Source organism: Streptomyces sp. 2323.1, assembly GCF_900221035.1.
Classification (GTDB): Bacteria; Actinomycetota; Actinomycetes; order Streptomycetales; family Streptomycetaceae; genus Streptomyces; species Streptomyces sioyaensis.
In genome coordinates, this window is record NZ_LT907981.1 from 7482862 (window position 1) to 7499996 (window position 17135).

Annotated in this window: 12 protein-coding genes; 4 read left to right on the forward strand and 8 right to left on the reverse strand. The window is 73.0% G+C overall.

The annotated features are described in order from the left end of the window. Positions 1 to 351 precede the first annotated feature (351 nt). A complete protein-coding gene (locus CPH93_RS32365) occupies positions 352 to 1671 on the forward strand; it encodes a DUF5685 family protein (RefSeq protein WP_096214869.1) in 1320 nt (439 codons plus the stop codon). Positions 1672 to 1818: 147 nt separating this feature from the next. Here CPH93_RS32365 and CPH93_RS32370 read toward each other — a convergent pair whose 3' ends face one another. Both CPH93_RS32370 and CPH93_RS32375 read right to left on the reverse strand, forming a co-directional pair. After that, positions 1819 to 2643, reverse strand: coding sequence for a hypothetical protein (locus CPH93_RS32370; RefSeq protein ID WP_096214870.1), 825 nt, complete (start codon positions 2641 to 2643; stop codon positions 1819 to 1821). Further along, complete coding sequence (locus tag CPH93_RS32375; protein ID WP_096214871.1) at positions 2643 to 3917, reverse strand: VWA domain-containing protein; 1275 nt, start codon at positions 3915 to 3917, stop codon at positions 2643 to 2645. The genes CPH93_RS32370 and CPH93_RS32375 overlap by 1 nt, the downstream gene beginning before the upstream one ends. A 568-nt stretch (positions 3918 to 4485) precedes the next feature. Here CPH93_RS32375 and CPH93_RS32380 point away from each other — a divergent pair. Then, positions 4486 to 5367, forward strand: a complete 882-nt coding sequence (locus CPH93_RS32380; protein ID WP_096214872.1) for a fumarylacetoacetate hydrolase family protein — start codon at positions 4486 to 4488, stop codon at positions 5365 to 5367. On the opposite strand, the gene CPH93_RS32385 is transcribed toward CPH93_RS32380, so the two are convergent. From CPH93_RS32385 to CPH93_RS32395, 3 genes are all read right to left on the reverse strand, one after another. Then, positions 5346 to 6164 carry an IclR family transcriptional regulator gene (locus CPH93_RS32385; protein ID WP_093481733.1) on the reverse strand — a complete coding sequence of 273 codons (819 nt, stop codon included), beginning with the start codon at positions 6162 to 6164 and terminating at the stop codon, positions 5346 to 5348. The genes CPH93_RS32380 and CPH93_RS32385 overlap by 22 nt on opposite strands. Before the next feature lie 293 nt (positions 6165 to 6457). Next, positions 6458 to 7636 carry a MalY/PatB family protein gene (locus CPH93_RS32390; RefSeq protein ID WP_096214873.1) on the reverse strand — a complete coding sequence of 393 codons (1179 nt, stop codon included), beginning with the start codon at positions 7634 to 7636 and terminating at the stop codon, positions 6458 to 6460. Between the two features lie 83 nt (positions 7637 to 7719). After that, entirely contained in the window at positions 7720 to 9897 is a 2178-nt protein-coding gene (locus CPH93_RS32395) for a SpoIIE family protein phosphatase (protein ID WP_096214874.1), read from the reverse strand. A 396-nt stretch (positions 9898 to 10293) separates the two neighbouring features. Between CPH93_RS32395 and CPH93_RS32400 the strand changes: the two genes are divergently transcribed. After that, positions 10294 to 11070, forward strand: a complete 777-nt coding sequence (locus CPH93_RS32400; protein WP_096214875.1) for a GNAT family N-acetyltransferase — start codon at positions 10294 to 10296, stop codon at positions 11068 to 11070. Positions 11071 to 11160: 90 nt separating this feature from the next. Then, a complete protein-coding gene (locus CPH93_RS32405; protein WP_096214876.1) occupies positions 11161 to 12273 on the forward strand; it encodes a CapA family protein in 1113 nt (370 codons plus the stop codon). Positions 12274 to 12297: 24 nt separating this feature from the next. Here CPH93_RS32405 and CPH93_RS32410 read toward each other — a convergent pair whose 3' ends face one another. The 3 genes from CPH93_RS32410 to dnaK form a co-directional block, all read right to left on the reverse strand. Then, positions 12298 to 14007 (reverse strand): cholesterol oxidase substrate-binding domain-containing protein, encoded by a 1710-nt coding sequence (locus CPH93_RS32410; RefSeq protein ID WP_096214877.1) that lies wholly within the window; start codon positions 14005 to 14007, stop codon positions 12298 to 12300. A gap of 212 nt (positions 14008 to 14219) precedes the next feature. Next, a complete protein-coding gene (grpE, locus tag CPH93_RS32415; protein ID WP_096214878.1) occupies positions 14220 to 14834 on the reverse strand; it encodes a nucleotide exchange factor GrpE in 615 nt (204 codons plus the stop codon). Next, complete coding sequence (gene dnaK / locus CPH93_RS32420; protein ID WP_093648502.1) at positions 14831 to 16729, reverse strand: molecular chaperone DnaK; 1899 nt, start codon at positions 16727 to 16729, stop codon at positions 14831 to 14833. The genes grpE and dnaK overlap by 4 nt, the downstream gene beginning before the upstream one ends. Positions 16730 to 17135 lie beyond the last annotated feature (406 nt).

A 17135-nucleotide genomic window follows, 5' to 3' on the forward strand; every position in this document is an offset into this window, starting at 1 on the left:
GAATCCGGTTGAACGCTCCCGCGGCACGCTCCGTACTCAAGGGTGCGCCGAGGGATTTTCCCCGATTCCCGGCCCGGCCCGGCCTGCCTGTGGACCAGGGCCCCGCGGCCGCTCCGCCCTCGCCCTCCCCTGGCGGGGCGGAGCGGCCGCGGCACTTCTGCGCCCCGCCCGGCTCCCCGGTCGCACCGCCCGCCCGTCCTCGGTGACTTGACGACCCGTCAGCCCCATCCGGCACCCGCACCAGGGGTGTGTGTCCAGGTCAACGGCCCACTCGCTACGCTTTTGCGGGTCGGCCAGGCCTGCCACACCGGCTCAGGCCGTGCCCTGCCGACGTCTTACGGGGGTTTCCACGTGTTCGGAATCGTCAGGCCCTGCACCCATCGGCTGTCCCAAGGGCTCAAGGCCGAGTGGATGGCCCACCTGTGCGGACTCTGTCTCGCCCTGCGCGGCGACCACGGGCAGTTCGCCCGGGTCGTCACCAACTACGACGGGCTGATCGTCTCCGTGCTGACGGATGCCCAGTCCGGCTCTGCTCAGGCACCGCGCCGCACCGCCGGGCCCTGCCCGCTGCGCGGGATGCGGACCGCTTCGGTGGCGAAGGGGGAGGGCGCACGCCTGGCGGCCTCGGTGTCCCTGGTGCTCGCCTCTGCGAAGATACGCGACCATGTCGCCGACCGGAACGGACTGCTGCGCCGTCGGCCGGTGGCCGCCGCCGCCCGCAAGGTCGCCGCGGGCTGGGACCGGGCCGGGGCGCGCACCGGCGCCGCCCTCGGCTTCGACACCACGCTGCTCGTCGGTGCGGTCGACCGGCAGCTGGGCATCGAGGAACTGGCCGGCCCCGGCACCCCGTTGACGGTCGTCACCGAACCGACCGAGACGGCGACGGCCGCGGCCTTCGCCCACACCGCGGTGCTGGCGGGCCGGCCGGGCAACGCCGCGCCACTGGCCGAGGCGGGCCGGTTCTTCGGACGCCTGGCCCACCTTCTCGACGCCGTGGAGGACCGCGCGGCGGACGCCGCCGAGGGCGCCTGGAACCCGCTCACCGCCACCGGCGCCACCCCCGCACAGGCCCGCCGGCTGTGCGACGACGCCCTGCACGGCATCCGACTCGCGCTGCGCGAGGTGGAGTTCAGCGACTCCAGGCTGGTGCATGTGCTGCTGGTGCATGAGCTGCGCCGGTCGGTGGACCGTGCCTTCGGGACGGCCGCCTGCTCCCACCAGGGGCACGGCGCGCCGGGGCCGTACGACGGCCAGGGCCCGGGCCCGTACGGGAACGGATACGGCCGGCCGTCCCCCTACGGCGGACAGCCCCCGTACGGCCAGGCACCGGCCGCCGGTGGCCCGTACGTCCAGGGTCAGCAGCTGAACGGCCCGCAACACGCGCACGGCGGCGGCCCGGTGCCGCCCGGCGGTCCGGGTGGCGGCCATGGGGGAGGCCCGGGCGGCGGGGGCGGTGGGATGCCGCACTTCCCGCAGCAGCCGAAGAAGCCGCGGGGCTTCTTCGCCGGCTGCGCCGTCGCCATCGGACTGTGCTGCACCTGCAAGCTCTGCTGTGCGGAGGAGTACGAGGGCCCGTGGTCGCGGAAGAAGCGCGAGGGGTGCTGCGACGACTGCGACTGCTGCGACTGCAACTGCGATTGCTGTGACTGCTGCAGTTGCTGCGACTGCTGAGCCCTGACGCCTGACCCCTGATCCCTGACGGGGTACTGCCGCCGCCCGGTTGTCCCCGTTGAGACAGCGGCCGTGCCCCCGGCGAGGCGCGGCCATGTGCCCCCGTCCGTCGGGCGGCCATGACCCTGCCATGGCCGCCCCGTTCGGTCAGGCGCCCGGCGGTATCCGTGCCGGGCGGCCGGAGCCCCGGGTCAGCTGATACCCGGCGATCCCGGCGAGGGCCGCGAGCAGCCCGCCCACCGCCGTCCAGATCCAGCGGTCGGACCACCAGCCGGACGACCAGCCGCCGTCCGGCTCGCTCAGGGCCGCGGGCTGCGCCGCCGGGCTCTCCTTGTCCTGCGGCGTTGCGGTGGAGGCGCCGGGCACCAGGGGTGCGGCGAGCGTGCCGTCCACCGCCTGGGCGCCGCCGGTGTCGGCCGTGGTGGCGTCGACCTCGGCGTGTACCGGAAGACCGAGGTCGTCCTTCGGCAGATCGACGACCGTCAGCCGTATGTAGTAGCTGCCCGGCAGCGGGTCGTTGGCCCAGGGTTCCGCCCAGGCGCGGACCGTGCGCAGCGTGCAGGACAGCTCGACCGAGCCGGTGTCCTTGTCGGCCGCCCTGGTCTGGGCGCCGTAGGTGCAGGCCTGGCGTCGGCGCAGCCCGTCGTAGACATCGAGCTGCCAGGTGGCCGCGCCGTGCCGGGCGGCCTGCGGCAGGGTCACCTTGGCCTTGACGGTGGCGCGCTGTCCGGCATCCACGGGCAGCACCCAGTAGAGGTAGTCGCCGGTGGAGGCGCTGGCCGTGGCCGGCTGGCCCGGCCTGATGGCGGTCGCCGTACGGAACGACGTGCCGGCCTCGGTCGGCGCGGCCGCCTCCGCCCCGGTACTGCCGCTCGGCGAGGGGGACGGGCTGTCGGCGAGGGCGGTACCCGCCATGCCGAGGAGGCCGGCGCTCGCCAGCACAGCGGTCAGCAGAGTGCGTACGGTACGCATCAGTTGGTCCTCCAGACGGTGACGCGCCAACGGGAGATCCAGCCCCACAGCAGACCGGCCACCAGCCCGGACAGGGCCAGGGTGATCAGCAGCCACCAGCCGTGGCCGAGCCCGAAGAAGGCGGCGTCGGAGGCGTCGGAGGGGCCGTCCACCAGGTCGACGGTCAGCTCGACCGGCATCCCGGGGTCGGTCTTGACCGAGGCGGGGGCCGAGAAGGAGTTGCTGACCTGGAGACAGACGGTCTCCGCCGCGGGCGCGTCCTCGTCCGAGGCATCGCTGGGCGCCTTCGGATAGCGCAGCCCGGAGGAGATCACATCCGTACGGCCGTCGCCCGCCTCCGCGCCGCGGACGATCTCCCGGCCGTGCACGGTCGAGGCCCGCAGCAGGACCCCGTAGTCGTTGTTGACCGCCCGGTCGGCGGCGACACTGACCGACGCCCGCAGCTCCTGGCCGGGCCGGACGTCGACGCGGTACCAGCGGTGCTCGGCGAACTTCTCACGGTCGCTGTAGAGACCGGGCTTGAGCTTGGGGGCGCCGGCGCAGTCCGCCGCCCCCTGGGTCGCCACGGGAGTGGCCACCGGACGGGCCGCCCGGTCCACCAACTGGTGTACGCGGTCCCGGAGTTGCTTGGTGTGCTCCACCGAGGTGTAGGTACCGCCGGTCGCCTCGGCGATACAGCTCAGCTGGTTGCGGGTCTTGGCGTCCGGCAGCAGCCCGAGGGTGTCGACGGTGAGATGGATGCCCTTGGCGGCGATGTCCCGCGCCACCTGGCAGGGGTCGAGCGGGGCGCAGGTGTCCTCGCCGTCCGTGATGAGAACGATCCGGCGGCTCGCGTCGCCGCCCTTGAGGTCGTCGGCCGCCCCCAGCAGGGCGGGCCCGATGGGCGTCCAGCCGGTGGGGGTGAGCGTCGCCACCGCGGTCTTCGCCTCGGTCCGGTCGAGCGGCCCGACCGGGTAGAGCTGCCGGGTGTCCTTGCAGCCGACCTTGCGGTCCTCGCCGCGGTAGTTGGCGCCGAGGGTGCGGATGCCCAGCTGGACGTCGTCCGGCACGGCGTCCAGCACCTCGTTGAAGGCTTGCTTGGCCGCGGCCATCCGGCTCTGCCCGTCGATGTCGCGGGCTCGCATCGAGCCGCTGACGTCGAGGGTCAACTCGACCTTGGGAGAAGCGTCCGCATCCGGTTCACCGGCGGCGAGGGCGGGTGTGGGGAGAAGCGCGACGGTCATCGCGGCGAGCAGGCCGCACACCCCGGCCGCCAGCCGTTTTCTTGTGATCATCGACGGATCGTATGGAGAAACGCCCCGCAGTCCAAAACGGTTCGCGGGCCAGGGGCGGTAACGACCCGGCGGCCGCGGGGTGGTGGCCGGGCCGGCGCGGCCGGCGGGCCGGGTACGCACCCTCGGCCGACTCCCTCCCGGGCGGCGCGCCCGCCTCCCCATACGACTTGCGGCCGCCGAAAGCGCATCGGCCATTGCGGTCGGCGCACGGTCTCGCTTACCGTCGGGCAGACCGCCTCCCACCGATTGCTCGCACGTCCCAACCAGTGGGACCCGATGCGGTGTTGAAGGAGGGGAAGATGGCAAGGAAGGTCACGCGGCGGGGGCCGGCCTGACGGACCGGGCGGCGCCCGTCCCCGATGACGGAAGACCCGCAGTCCTGGGCGCGCTCCCGCCCCTCCCGACCGGTGCGGCGGCTGCTTTCCCCGGCCGGCCGCGGAGGGATTCCCCGGCGGCGTGCGCCGCATCCGCCCTGGGGCCTGGCGCCCCGTTGTCCGGTACTCCATCCCCCTGAGCAGACCGCCCCGCCGTGCCCACGGGGGGCGCCGCATCGCCCTGGAGCTCACCCATGCATCTGGCCACCCTCACCCATCAGGGGCGCCGCAGGCTCGTCGGCCGGCTCGCGTCGCAGCACCCCTGGCGGCTGGCGCCGCCCTCCGTCACCCTGGCGGAGGTCATCGCCGGCGGCGCCCTGCCCTGGTCGTGGAGCGAACTGCCCATCGGCACCGACCCGGTGCCGGCCCTGCCCTACCGGCCGGGCGCGCTCTACGGCGTCGGCCCGAACTACCCGGAGACCCTCACGGAGATGGGCTGGGAGTGGCCCTCCGAGCCCGTCCTCTTCCCCAAGCTCTCCTCCAGCGTCATCGGCAGCGGCGAGGCGATCGTCTTCGACCCGGACCTCACCCAACGCGTCGACTGGGAAACCGAGTTGGCCGTCGTCATCGGCACCGAGGCCCACCGGGTGCCCGAGGCGGACGCGTTGCAGTACGTCTTCGGCTACACCGTCGCCAACGACATCTCCGCCCGTGATCTGCAGGAGCGCGACGGCCAGTGGATGCGGGGCAAAGGCCTGGACACCTTCTGCCCCTTGGGGCCCGTGGTCGTCACCGCCGACGAGATCTCCGACCCGCACCGGCTGCGGATCCGTACCCGGGTCAACGGCGAGACGGTGCAGGACGGAACGACGGCCGACATGGTCTTCCGCATCCCTGCGCTGATCGCCTACCTCAGCCGGTTCTTCACCCTGCGGGCGGGCGACGTGGTGCTGACCGGAACCCCGGCCGGCTGCGGCGACTTCATGCGGCCGCCGCGCGCCCTGCGGCCGGGCGATGTGCTGGAGTCGGAAGTGGAGGGGATCGGGTGCCTGGTCAACCCGGTGCGGGGCGGGGTGCGCGACGGCACCGGGGCCGGGGCCGGCTGCCCGGGATATCAGGAAGCGGGCGGCAGATAGCCGAGATCGTAGGAGAGTTCCCGGCACACCTGGGCCACCAGCGGCCCGTACGCCGGGATCAGCGGCCCCATGCGCTCGGCCACACCGGCCACGCTGATGCAGGCGACCGGCATCCCGGTGTGGTCATGGACGGCGGCGCCGCAGCAGCAGCTCGACTCGTCGAAGTCCCGCAGGTCCTGGGACCAGCCGCGCTCCCGGGTGCGCTCGATCTCGGCATGCAGATCCGAGACCGTGGCCGCGGTCACCGGTGACAGCGGGTCGCGGACCAGCTCTATCAGGGTGTCCTCCAGCTTCTGCTGCGGCAGCGCCGCCAGATAGGCGCGGCCCAGCGAGGTGGAGTGCAGCGGGCGGGCCGCACCCAGCTCCGCGGTCACCGTGGCCGGCCTCGTGCCGCGCTCACGGTGGACGAACACCATGGTCAGGCCGTTGGGCACACCGAGGCTGACGGTTTCCTGGGTGACTTCACCGAGCTTGCGCAGCGCGGGCGCGGCCGCATCCCGCAGCGTGGTCGAGGCGACCGCCGCGGACGCCAGGCGTACCGCCGCCGGTCCCAACTGCCACCGGGCCGTGGCCGGGGCCTGCGCCAGCCAGCCCTGCTCCTGCAGCCGGTCGACCAGCCGGTAGGCCGTACTGCGGGTCAGCCCCAGCGCCTGGGCGATGTCCGCGGTGGAGATGCCGCGGTGGCGCGCCACATGGGTCAGGATCGCCAGCCCCCGGTCGAGTGCGCCCGCCGCCCGCTCGCCCGCGCCCCCGCCGCCGGATGCCCGGCCGGACTCCGGCGTCACTGCCTTGCTCATGGTCGCCTTCGGCCCTTCCCAGTCCCTGCTGCGCATCCGACTCGCCGGTGACCCTAGCCAGCCAATTCAGACGCTGTCACTGGGACTTGCGCCGCACTTACGGCAATTACGGCGTTCAACCAACCCACTGAACGAGACTCTGTCCCAATGGGTGGGACTGTCAAGTGGTGCGGCGGGAAGGGGAATTCTGTGCTGCAGGAGGGGTGCATGGGCAGGGAGGCGCCCGGCATGACGAGCGCCGGACGCGGGCGCCGTCGGCCGGGGACGGAATCCGCAGCCGCGCGATCGCGGTGTCAGGCGACCGCCACGGCCATCCGCCGGACGGCCTCGGTGAGCAGTTCGGGAGAGGTCGCCAGGTTGAGCCGCAGATGACCGGCGCCGCCGGTGCCGAAGAGCGGACCGGAGCTGAAGGCCACCCTGCCGCGGTCGAGGAACACCGCGGCGGGGTCGTCGCCGAGGCCGAGCGGGCGGCAGTCGAGCCAGGCGAGGAACGTGCCCTCGGCCGGCCGGTAACGGACCTTGGGCAGCCGCTCGGCCAGCAGGTCGGCGAGCAGCCGCCGGTTGTCGTCGAGACCGCCGCGCAGCGCATCGAGCCAGTCGCCGCCGTCCTGCAGCGCGGCGGTGTGGGCGAGGATGCCGACGTGGCTGGGGCCGTGGCTGACTTCTTCCGGAAGGCGGGCCAGGTCGTCGGCCGCGGCAGGCCCGGCGACGGCGAGTGCGGCCTTGAGACCGGCCAGGTTCCACGCCTTGGACGCCGACATCAGTGAGAGACCGCGCTCACCCCCGGGCACGCTCAGATAGGGCACGAAGGTGGCGTCGAGAGCCACCACCGGTGCATGGATCTCGTCGGCGACGACCCGTACGCCGTACCGGTCCGCCAGCGCCGCCACCGCCGCCAGTTCCTCCGCGCTGTGCACCGTGCCCGTGGGATTGTGCGGACTGCACAGCAGATACGCGGCCCGGCCCCCGCCCGCGGTGGCGTGCCGGAAGGCCCCCTCCAGCACGGTGAAGTCGATCCGCAGGTCCTCGCCCAGCGGCGCCTCCACCACGCGCCGGTCCATATGCGTCACGAACTGGTAGAACGGCGGATAGACGGGGCAGTTGACCACCACCGGGTCGCCCGGGCCGGTGACCAGCTTGAGCATCTCGACGACGCCCAGCATCACATCGGGCACGATCGCCGTACGCTCCACGGCGAGCCCGGGCCAGTTCCAGCGCGTCCGGGCGAAGTCGGCCAGGGCACGGGCGTACGCCGTCCCGGACGGGTAGCCGGTGTCGCCGCGGGCCACCGCCTCCGTGATCGCCCGGACGACCGGGGCGGCGAGCGGCACATCCATCTCCGCCACCCACAGGGGCAGCACGTCGTCCGGGTAGGTGCGCCACTTCATGCTCGTGCGCAGCCGCAGCTCGTCGAGGGTGAGCCGGCGCAGCGGGTCGGGGTGGTCAAAGGCGTCGCGGGGCGCTTGGTCCATGAGGCAAAAATAAGCACGATCCGTCCGACGCGGCAGGGGAGCGGCAGGGACGGCCCGCCCGCCGGTCGGCAGCGGCGCGGGGCTCAGACGGCGGTGAGGACCAGAGCGGCCTGGTCATCGGGGGTGGAGGGCCCCGCGAAGGCGGTCACCGCGGCATTGACCGCTGCGATGAGGCCGGCGGCACAGGAGGAGCCGGAAGTCAGGAGGGCGTCGGTCAGCCGGTGCTCGTCGAAGAAATCGCCGTCGGGCGAGCGCGCCTCGGTGATGCCGTCGGTGACCAGGACCAGGCTGTCGCCCGGATGCAGCTCGACCCGGCACGGGGAGCCGTCGAATTCCGGGCCGACCCCCAGGAGCAGGCCCGACTGGGCGAGTTGCTCGACGGTGCCGTCGGTGCGGCGGACGAGCGGGGGGACATGGCCGGCGCGCAGCAGCTCCAGCGTGAGCGGGGAGGTGCCGGGCAGCAGTTCTCCGTAGACGAGCGAGACGAAGTGGTCCGCGCTGACCGAGCTGCCGGTCAGCGCGTCGTTGATGGCGCGGACCACGTCCGCCGGGTCGTCCAGCAGCCGCGCGGCGGCGCGTGCGGTGTGGCGGACCATGCCGGTGGTGGTGGCGGCGGTCGCGCCGCGGCCGCACACATCGCCGATCATCACCGCCCAGCGGTCACCGGGGAGCGGGAAGACGTCGTAGAAGTCGCCGCCGACATCGAGCCCTTCGCCGGCCGGGTGGTACGACGCCGCCAGCTCGACACCGGGAATCCTGGGCAGCTCCGGGGGGAGCAGGCCGGCCTGTAGCTCACGGGCGAGCTGGACCCGGTCGGAGAACTGGCGGGCGTTGTCGGCGCTGGCGGCGGCCCGGCTGGCCAGCTCCTCGGCGAGGGCGGCGATGTGGCCGTCCAGCGGCCGGCCGGTGGCCAGCAGGGTCAGCACGCCGAAGGTGCGGCCGCGGGTGGCCAGCGGGACGCAGACGTAACCGGTGGTGCCGGGTATCCCGGCGCGGGTGTCCCGTGCGGCGCCGGAGTGGTCCGTCTCCGTGCTGCCGGAGGCCAGGACCCGCGCCACCGCCTCGTCGACCCGGTCGCGTACGGCGGGGAAGGCGAGGAGATCCTCGTCGGAGCGGGTGGTGGCGGCGACGGCGATCCGCCGGGTCCGGCCGTCCTCCAGCACATGGACGGTGCACAGCGGCGCCAGGGTCGGCACGGTCAGCCGGGCCAGGCACTGCAGGCAGTCGGTGAAGTGCGGCTCGCGGGTGATGGCGGTGCTGGCGTCCAGCACGAAGGCCAGGTCCTCCCGGGCCTCCTTCTCCCGGTCCTGGGCGGCGCGGCCCGCCTCCTTGGCCTGGTGGCGCTCGATGGCCAGGGATGCGATACGGGCGAACGCCGAGCTGAGGGTCACGTCCTTGTCGTCGGGGGCCTTGGGGGTGCGGTGGTACATCGCAAAGGTGCCCAGCAGCCGGCCGTTCGCAGCCATGATCGGGGTGGACCAGCACGCCGCGACCCCGGCCTGCTCGGCCAGCTCGCGGTAGTCCTCCCACAGCGGGTCGGTGGCGATATCGGTGACGATCACCGGTGCGCGCAGATAGGCGGCCGTACCGCACGAGCCCACGCGCGGACCGGTGGCGATGCCGTCGATCGCCGCGTTGTAGAAGCTGGGCAGGCTCGGGCCGGTGCCGTGCCGCAGATGCCGGCCGTCGGCATCGGCGAGCAGCACCGAGACGATCATGTCCGGCGACAGCTCCTCGATCGCCAGCGCCATCCCGGTCAGGATCTCGCTCAGCGGGGCGTCGCGCGCGATCCGCTCCAGCAGGACGCGCTGCTCGGCGGCGAGAAGCTGGGCGTGGTGGTGCGACGTGGTTTCCACCGCGATCACGATCACCCCGTCGACCCGGCCGACCGCGTCCCGGCGCGGCTCGTAGGTGAAGTCGAAGAACCCCTCCCGCTGCGCACCTGGCGCACCGAGCACCAGCCGTCCGGCGCGGGCCCGGTACGGGGTGCCGGTCCGGTACACCGTGTCGAGCCGGTCGAGGACGCCCTGCGCGGCCAGCTCCGGGATCAGCTCACCGAGCGGCACACCGGTGCGGCCGCGGCCGCCTCCGAGCGCCTCGAAGAACGCCGGATTGGCCGCCTCCAGCAGATGCTGCGGGCCGCTCAGCGCAGCGAAGATCACCGGCGCCTGATCGAAGAGGTCCTCGTACTCCTCGCTCCGCAGAGGAGCGGACCTGGGGTGCGCGGTGACCGCGTCGAGACGGTCCGAATCCAGGGACATGACATGCCCTCTCTTGCACACACCGACCGCGCGGTCGAGTCACCTCCCACTGTGTCACACCGCTCCGCGGAGTCCAGGCCGCATCTTCACTGGTCACCGTGTGGATCCGGGTGGCGACACATGGCGCAGGGGGCCGCGCGCGGGGGCGTACGGGGTGCCGGGAGGCGACTGGAGCTGCGCGGGCTCTGGGCGGTGGGGTCCGTTCGGTGGAGCCACCTCCCGCCTCGGCAGAGATCGCACCTGAAATGTTCTGATCCTCCCGTACTGTCCTGGTTGCCGGCGCCGGTGCCGGTGCCGGTTCGGGTGCCAATGCCACCGCCTCCGAGGCCGCCCGGCAGCTCACCGCACGGCGACGAGGCACCGTCCGGGCCGCCCCGCGACACCCGAGGAACCCCCGTGATCGAACTCGCCCCGGCCCAACTCCCCACCCTCACCCGCTGGTTCGCCGCCGGAGCACCGGGGACGGCCGCGCTGGCCGAGCATGTGCGGGCCACCGGAACCGGCCGCTGGTGGGCCGACCGCGCCGTCGGGCCCCGCACCGTGGCCGTGGCCTGCGCCGGCCATGTGCTACTCCGCGGCGATCCGAGCGCCCTGGCCCCCGAGGCCCTCGCGGTCTTCGATGCGCACTACGTACGGGCGGCCGGCTGCTTCCTGCCGGCGCTGGGCAACGCCTTCGGTCTGATCGTGCCGTGGGAGCGGATGCTCTTCGTGCACCGGGTGCCGGCAGCGATGCCGCGCCCCCCGCACGGCGTGACGGTCCGCAGACTGGCACCCGAGGATGCGCCGGCGCTCACCGCCCTCGCGGCGGACGCGGCGTGGATCCACGCCAGCTGGGGCGGCCCGGCCGGGCTCGCCGCCTCCGGGCTCGGCTGGGCGGCCCTCGACCGGGACCGGATGCTCGCCGTCGCCTGCACCTACGTCCACGGCACCGCGTACGAGGACGTCGCCTGCTTCACCGACCCCGCGCACCGCCGCCGGGGCCTGGCCCTGGCCTGCGTGAGCGCCCTGTGCCGGGACATCGCCGCCCGCGGCCGCACCCCCAGCTGGACCTGCTCCCGCGACCACCGCCCCAGCCGGCTGCTCGCCTGGACCGCCGGCTTCCGGCTGCGGCACGAGTACGTGCACTACTTCACCGGACAGCCGGCCCGTCAGGGTGCCGGGCTCCCCGTCTGACCACGGCCGGTCCGCCGCTCCCGGAGCCGGGGCGCCGGGCGCCCGCCGGTCCGCCGAGAAACCCCGGCCGTCCGGACCTAACCTGGGGGAATGGGCGGTGACTTGCTCACGCTGTTCCTCTGCGGTGACGTCATGCTCGGCCGTGGCGTCGACCAGATCCTGCCGCATCCCGGAGATCCGGCGCTGCGCGAGGGCTACTCCCGGGACGCCCGTGACTACGTCGCGCTGGCGGAGGCGGCGAACGGTCCCGTTCCCCGTCCGGCCGCCTTCTCCTGGCCGTGGGGCGAGGCGCTGACGGCGCTCGACGAGGCGGCGCCCGTCGCCCGGGTGATCAATCTGGAGACCAGCGTCACCCGGTACTCCGACTTCGAGCCCGACAAGGCGATCCACTACCGGATGAACCCGGCGAACCTGCCGTGCCTGGCCGCCGCCCGCCCGGACGTCTGCGTACTCGCCAACAACCACGTCCTCGACTTCGGCCGCCGCGGCCTGGCGGAGACCCTCGCCACGCTGGCGGAGGCGGGGCTGCGGACGGCCGGTGCCGGCGCGGACGCCGCTGCCGCGAGCCGCCCGGCGATCGTCCCCGTCGCGGGCGGCCGCCGGGTCCTGGTCTTCTCGTTCGGGATGCCGTCCAGCGGCATCCCCGGCACCTGGGCCGCGACCGGGGACCGGTCCGGGGTCGCCTTCGTGGCCGAGCCCTCACGGGCCGCCGCATCCGGCATCGCCGACCGGATACGGCAGCTGAAGCAGCCGGGCGATATCGCGGTGGCCTCCGTGCACTGGGGTTCCAACTGGGGCTATCACGTGCCCCGCGACCAGGCAGCCTTCGCACACGTCCTCCTCGACGGCGGGGTGGACGTCGTCCACGGACACTCCTCGCACCACCCCCGGGCCCTGGAGGCGTACCGCGGCAAGCTGGTGATCCATGGGTGCGGCGACCTCATCGACGACTACGAGGGCATCACCGGCTACGAGCATTACCGGGACGACCTGCGGCTGCTCTACCTCGTCTCGGTGGACCCGGACACCGGCCGGCTGCACGAGCTGCGGATCGTCCCGCTGCAGTCCCGGCAGATGCGGCTGTGGCCCGCCTCCGCGGACGATTCCCGGTGGCTGCGCACGCTCCTGGACTCGATCGGCTCCGGCTTCGCCCCGTGCACGGCCGGCGGGCCCAGGGGCGCGCTCACCCTCCGCCCCGCCTAGAACGAAGCGAGCGCGCGCCCCCGCTCAGGGCAGCAGCGTGTCCAGGAAGGCGTTGGAGAACACCCGCGCCGGGTCGTAGGAGTTCAGTTTCTCCCGGGCCGTGTGCCAGTCGCCGAAGGCGGCCGGAACGGTGCCGCCCAGTACGGCGGGGTCCGTCCACGGCCCGCCGTCCGTGTAGGCCCAGCCCTTGGACCACTCGGGCCGCACCGTCGCGTAGGAACCGGTGTAGTTCTGCCAGATCCACTGTTCCAGTTCACGGAAGAAGGGACCGGCGCCGGGCGTGCCGGGATAGGTGGCGAAGTCGAGCCACACCACGGTGTCCCACTCGGGACGGTCCGGGCGGGCCCGCGCCGGGGACAGCAGCGGACCGTCGACCGGGTCCGTAGCAGTGATCCGCAGCTCGATCGGGCCGTTGACGGGGTACGAGCCGCGGCTCTGGTACGCGGTGAGCACGCTCTGGTAGCGGGCGTAGAACTCGTGCACCACCCGCTGCACCTTCGCCCGGGACGTCAGCACCGCCCAGCCCGCTTCGACGATCCGCAGCGTCGTGGGTTCGACGTACAGCAGGCTGTTCTTCGACCAGCCCCAGACGTCCCAGGTGCCGGTGACGATCAGCCCGGAGCCGACGATGGACATGGCGAGCTTGGTGAACGCGGGTGTCTTGTCGCCCCCGCCCGCGGCGATCTCCCCGAGCAGCTTCGACATGTCCTCGGTGACGCGGTTGGCGAAGGTGTAGGCGTAGGGGCCGTCGAGCTGCTTGGCGAACGGCGGTTTGGCCGGTGCCACGCTCCACACCTTCAGCCACGGCACATCGGTGAACGGGAACCAGATCGCCTCGATCCGACCGGTGCGGTCCACGTAGGAGGCGAGGGTGCGCCCGCCGGTGCCGGGTGGTCCGAAGACGGTGGCCACGTTCACGTCGTACCAATTCTGGCAGCGGATCCGGGTGTTGGCCGCGGCGGTCATCGTCACCTCGGTGACGAAGGCGCGCCCCAGGTGCACGAGGAAGGCGCGGATGTCCGGGTCGCTGCGGGTGAAGGTCTTGAGGACGTAGCGGCCTGCCGGCTCGCTCCACACCACGGCGGTGAGCGAGGTGACCTGGGAACTCAGTGTGCCGAAGCCGGCGCCCGCGGGCGGATTCTCGGTGGCGGTGGGCACCCCGGTGCCGTGCCCGCCGATGGCGAGCACCCCGCCGATGGTGAGGTCGCCCGGAGCGGTGGTGGTGGCCAGGCCGAGGCCCGACTCCTCCAGGCGGGCGAGGATGGCGTCGAGCGTCGCCCCCGCCTGCGCGGTGACGCTGCCGGGGGCCCCTGGGCCGCCGGGGCGCACGCTGACCGCCGTGAGGTGGGCAGTGGTGTCGACGAGGACCGTACGGCCGGTGTCGGCCCCGGCCGGAAGCACCAGCGGGGACCAGGTGTGGCCCTTGCCGCGGGCGCGGAGCCGGTAGCCGTGCTGATGGGCCCAGTTCGCGAGGGTGACGACGTCGTCGGGCGTGCGGGCCGACGCGGTCCAGACGTTCTCGACCACGATCTCCAGCGACCAGTTCCGGAAGGCCTGCTGGGAGAGCGGAATGCCGGCGGGGAAGTCCGGCGGAGGGGAGAGGGTGGCCGCGGCGCTGCCCGCGGGGATGCGGTACGCGGGGCGTAACCCCGCTGCCGCGGCGAACCCCGCGGCGGCCCCGCCCAGCAGCGTACGGCGGGTGAGGGAGTTCCTTCGAGCGCTGTCGTCGGACATGGCTGTCCTCCCGGCACGCGGCTCGCGGCGTGCCGCCCCGCTGCACCGCGTACGCGTCGTAGGGATGAGACCGAACGAGCGCCCCGGTGCGGTGGGGGTGTGCCGGAAGAGTAAGGTGACGGACCGTCAGTTGCAATGCCCGTGCGGTGACGGGCGGTTGCCTCCCGTGCGTGCGGTGACGGGCAGTCATCCCCCCCCGCGGCGGATCCCCGCTACTCCGCCGGGGGCTGCCCGGCGACGGCCACCTGTGCTGGCCGCAGCAGATGGTCCCCGACCCGGTAGCCCTGGCGGAGGACCTCGGTGCACAGGGCGCGGTCGAGCCGCTCGTCGGGGGTGAAGGTGAGGGCCTCGTGGATCTGCGGGTCGAAGGGGGCACCCGCCGTGCCGACCGGCTGGAGGCCCAGCGCCGCCAGTTCGGTGTGCAGCGCCTCGGCGATGCGCTGGAACCCGCCGGTCACCTCGCCGCGCTCGGTGGCCTCGGCCAGCGAGTCGAGCACCGGAAGCAACCGGCTCAGCACATTGGCGACGGCGATCTCGCCCACCGCCAGACGATCGCGGTGCACCCGCTTGCGGTAATTGTCGAACTCGGCCTTCAGCCGCTGCAGGTCGGCCGTCCGCTCCCGGAGTTCGGCGCGGAGCGCCGCCTCCGGCGGCACCGGCCGCTCGGCGCCCCGGGCCTCGCCGGACGGGCTGCCGGTGTCCCGCTCGGCCGGCTCCTTCCCGTCGGTGGTACGGGGCGGGACCGGCCCGGGGCTCTCCTCCGGCCCGTGTCCGACGAGCGCCAGCGGAGGGTGGGGGAGGCCACGGACATGGGGCGGGCGGTTCATCGTGCGCTTCCCTCCTGCTTGTCGTCGTCCACGATCTCCGCGTCGACGACGTCGTCCTGCTCGCCGCCGGCCGCTCCCGAACCGCCCTCGCCGGAGCCCTCGGCGGTCGGCCCGGAGCCCTGGGACTGCGCCTGCGCGTCGGCGTACATCGCCTGGCCCAGCTTCTGGGAGACGGCCGCGAGCTTCTCGGTGGCGGTGCGGATCTCGGCGGTGTTGTCGCCGTCGGGGGACTCGTTCTTGAGCTTCTCCTTCAGCTCGCCGACGGCGGTCTCGACCTCGCTCTTGATCTCACCGGGCACCTTCTCCTCGTTGTCCTTGAGGAACTTCTCGGTCTGGTAGACGAGCTGCTCGCCCTGGTTGCGGGTCTCCGCGGTCTCCCGCTTGCGGCGGTCCTCCTCGGCGTGGTGCTCGGCGTCGCGGACCATCCGGTCGATGTCGTCCTTCGGCAGCGAGGAGCCGCCGGTGACGGTCATCTTCTGCTCCTTGCCGGTGCCCAGGTCCTTGGCCGTGACGTGCATGATGCCGTTGGCGTCGATGTCGAAGGAGACCTCGATCTGCGGGACCCCGCGCGGGGCCGGCGGCAGACCGGTCAGCTGGAACATCCCGAGCTTCTTGTTGTACGCCGCGATCTCGCGCTCGCCCTGGTAGACCTGGATCTGCACGGACGGCTGGTTGTCCTCGGCCGTCGTGAAGATCTCGGAGCGCTTGGTCGGGATCGTGGTGTTGCGTTCCAGGAGCTTGGTCATGATGCCGCCCTTGGTCTCGATGCCGAGGGACAGCGGGGTGACGTCCAGCAGGAGGACGTCCTTGACCTCACCCTTGAGGACGCCGGCCTGGAGGGTGGCGCCGATGGCGACGACCTCGTCCGGGTTGACGCCCTTGTGCGGGTCCTTGCCGGTCAGCTCCTTGACCAGCTCGGTCACCGCGGGCATCCGGGTCGAGCCGCCGACCAGGATCACGTGATTGACGTCGGAGATCTTGATTCCGGCGTCCTTCACGGCATTGTGGAACGGCGTCTTGCAGCGCTCCAGCAGGTCGCTGGTCAGCTGCTCGAACTGGGAGCGGGTGAGCTTCTCGTCGAGGTGCAGCGGGCCGTCGGCCGTCGCGCTCAGATACGGCAGATTGATGGTGGTCTCGGTCGCCGCCGACAGCTCGATCTTCGCCTTCTCGGCGGCCTCCCGCAGCCGCTGGGTGGCCATCTTGTCCTGGGACAGATCGATGCCGTACGCGTTCTTGAACTGCTTGGTCAGGTAATCGACGATCCGCTGGTCCCAGTCGTCACCGCCCAGATGGGTGTCGCCGTTGGTGGCCTTCACCTCGACGACGCCGTCGCCGATCTCCAGCAGCGAGACGTCGAAGGTGCCGCCCCCGAGGTCGAAGACCAGGATGGTCTGGTCGTTCTCCTTGTCGAGGCCGTAGGCCAGGGCGGCGGCGGTCGGCTCGTTGACGATCCGCAGCACCTTCAGGCCCGCGATCTCCCCGGCCTCCTTGGTGGCGGTGCGCTGGGCGTCATTGAAGTACGCCGGAACGGTCACGACGGCATCGGTCACGTCCTCGCCCAGGTACTCCTCGGCATCGCGCTTGAGCTTCTGCAGCACCCGCGCGGAGATCTCCTGTGCGGTGTAGCGCTTGCCGTCGATGTCGCCGCTGTCCGGGAAGCGCCACTCCGCCTCGCCCATGTGGCGCTTGACCGAGCGCGCGGTGCGGTCCACGTTGGTCACGGCCTGCCGCTTGGCGACCTCGCCCACCAGCACATCCCCGCCCTTGGCGAAGCCCACCACCGACGGGGTGGTCCGGGCGCCCTCGGCGTTGGTGATCACCGTGGGCTCGCCGCCCTCCAGCACACTGACCACCGAGTTCGTCGTACCGAGGTCAATACCCACTGCACGTGCCATGGTCTTCTTCTCCTCGCGTTGCGGCCCACTCCCGGAGCGGCCCGTGATTGCCCGGAAATTGCCCCGCAGGCCCTCTCACCTGCCGTGATGGAGGCAAGCCGCCTTCGTCTTCTGCATAAAGCGTGCCGACATATCTGTAAAGATATTCCCATTCAACGCAAAAGAGACGTATGTGCCAATTGTTGCCACGCTCCCGCCCGCCGCCCCCGCGGCCCCGCGCCGCCCCCGCGGCCCCGCGCCCGCCGCCCCCGCGGCCCCGCGCCCGCCGCCCCCGCGGCCCCGCGCCCGCCGCCCCCGCGGCCCCGCGCCCGCCGCCCCCGCGGCCCCGCGCCCGCCGCCCCCGCGGTCCCGCGCCCGCGGCCCCGGGCCCCGCACCCGCTCCCGGGGCGTCCGGCCGCAGCGGAAG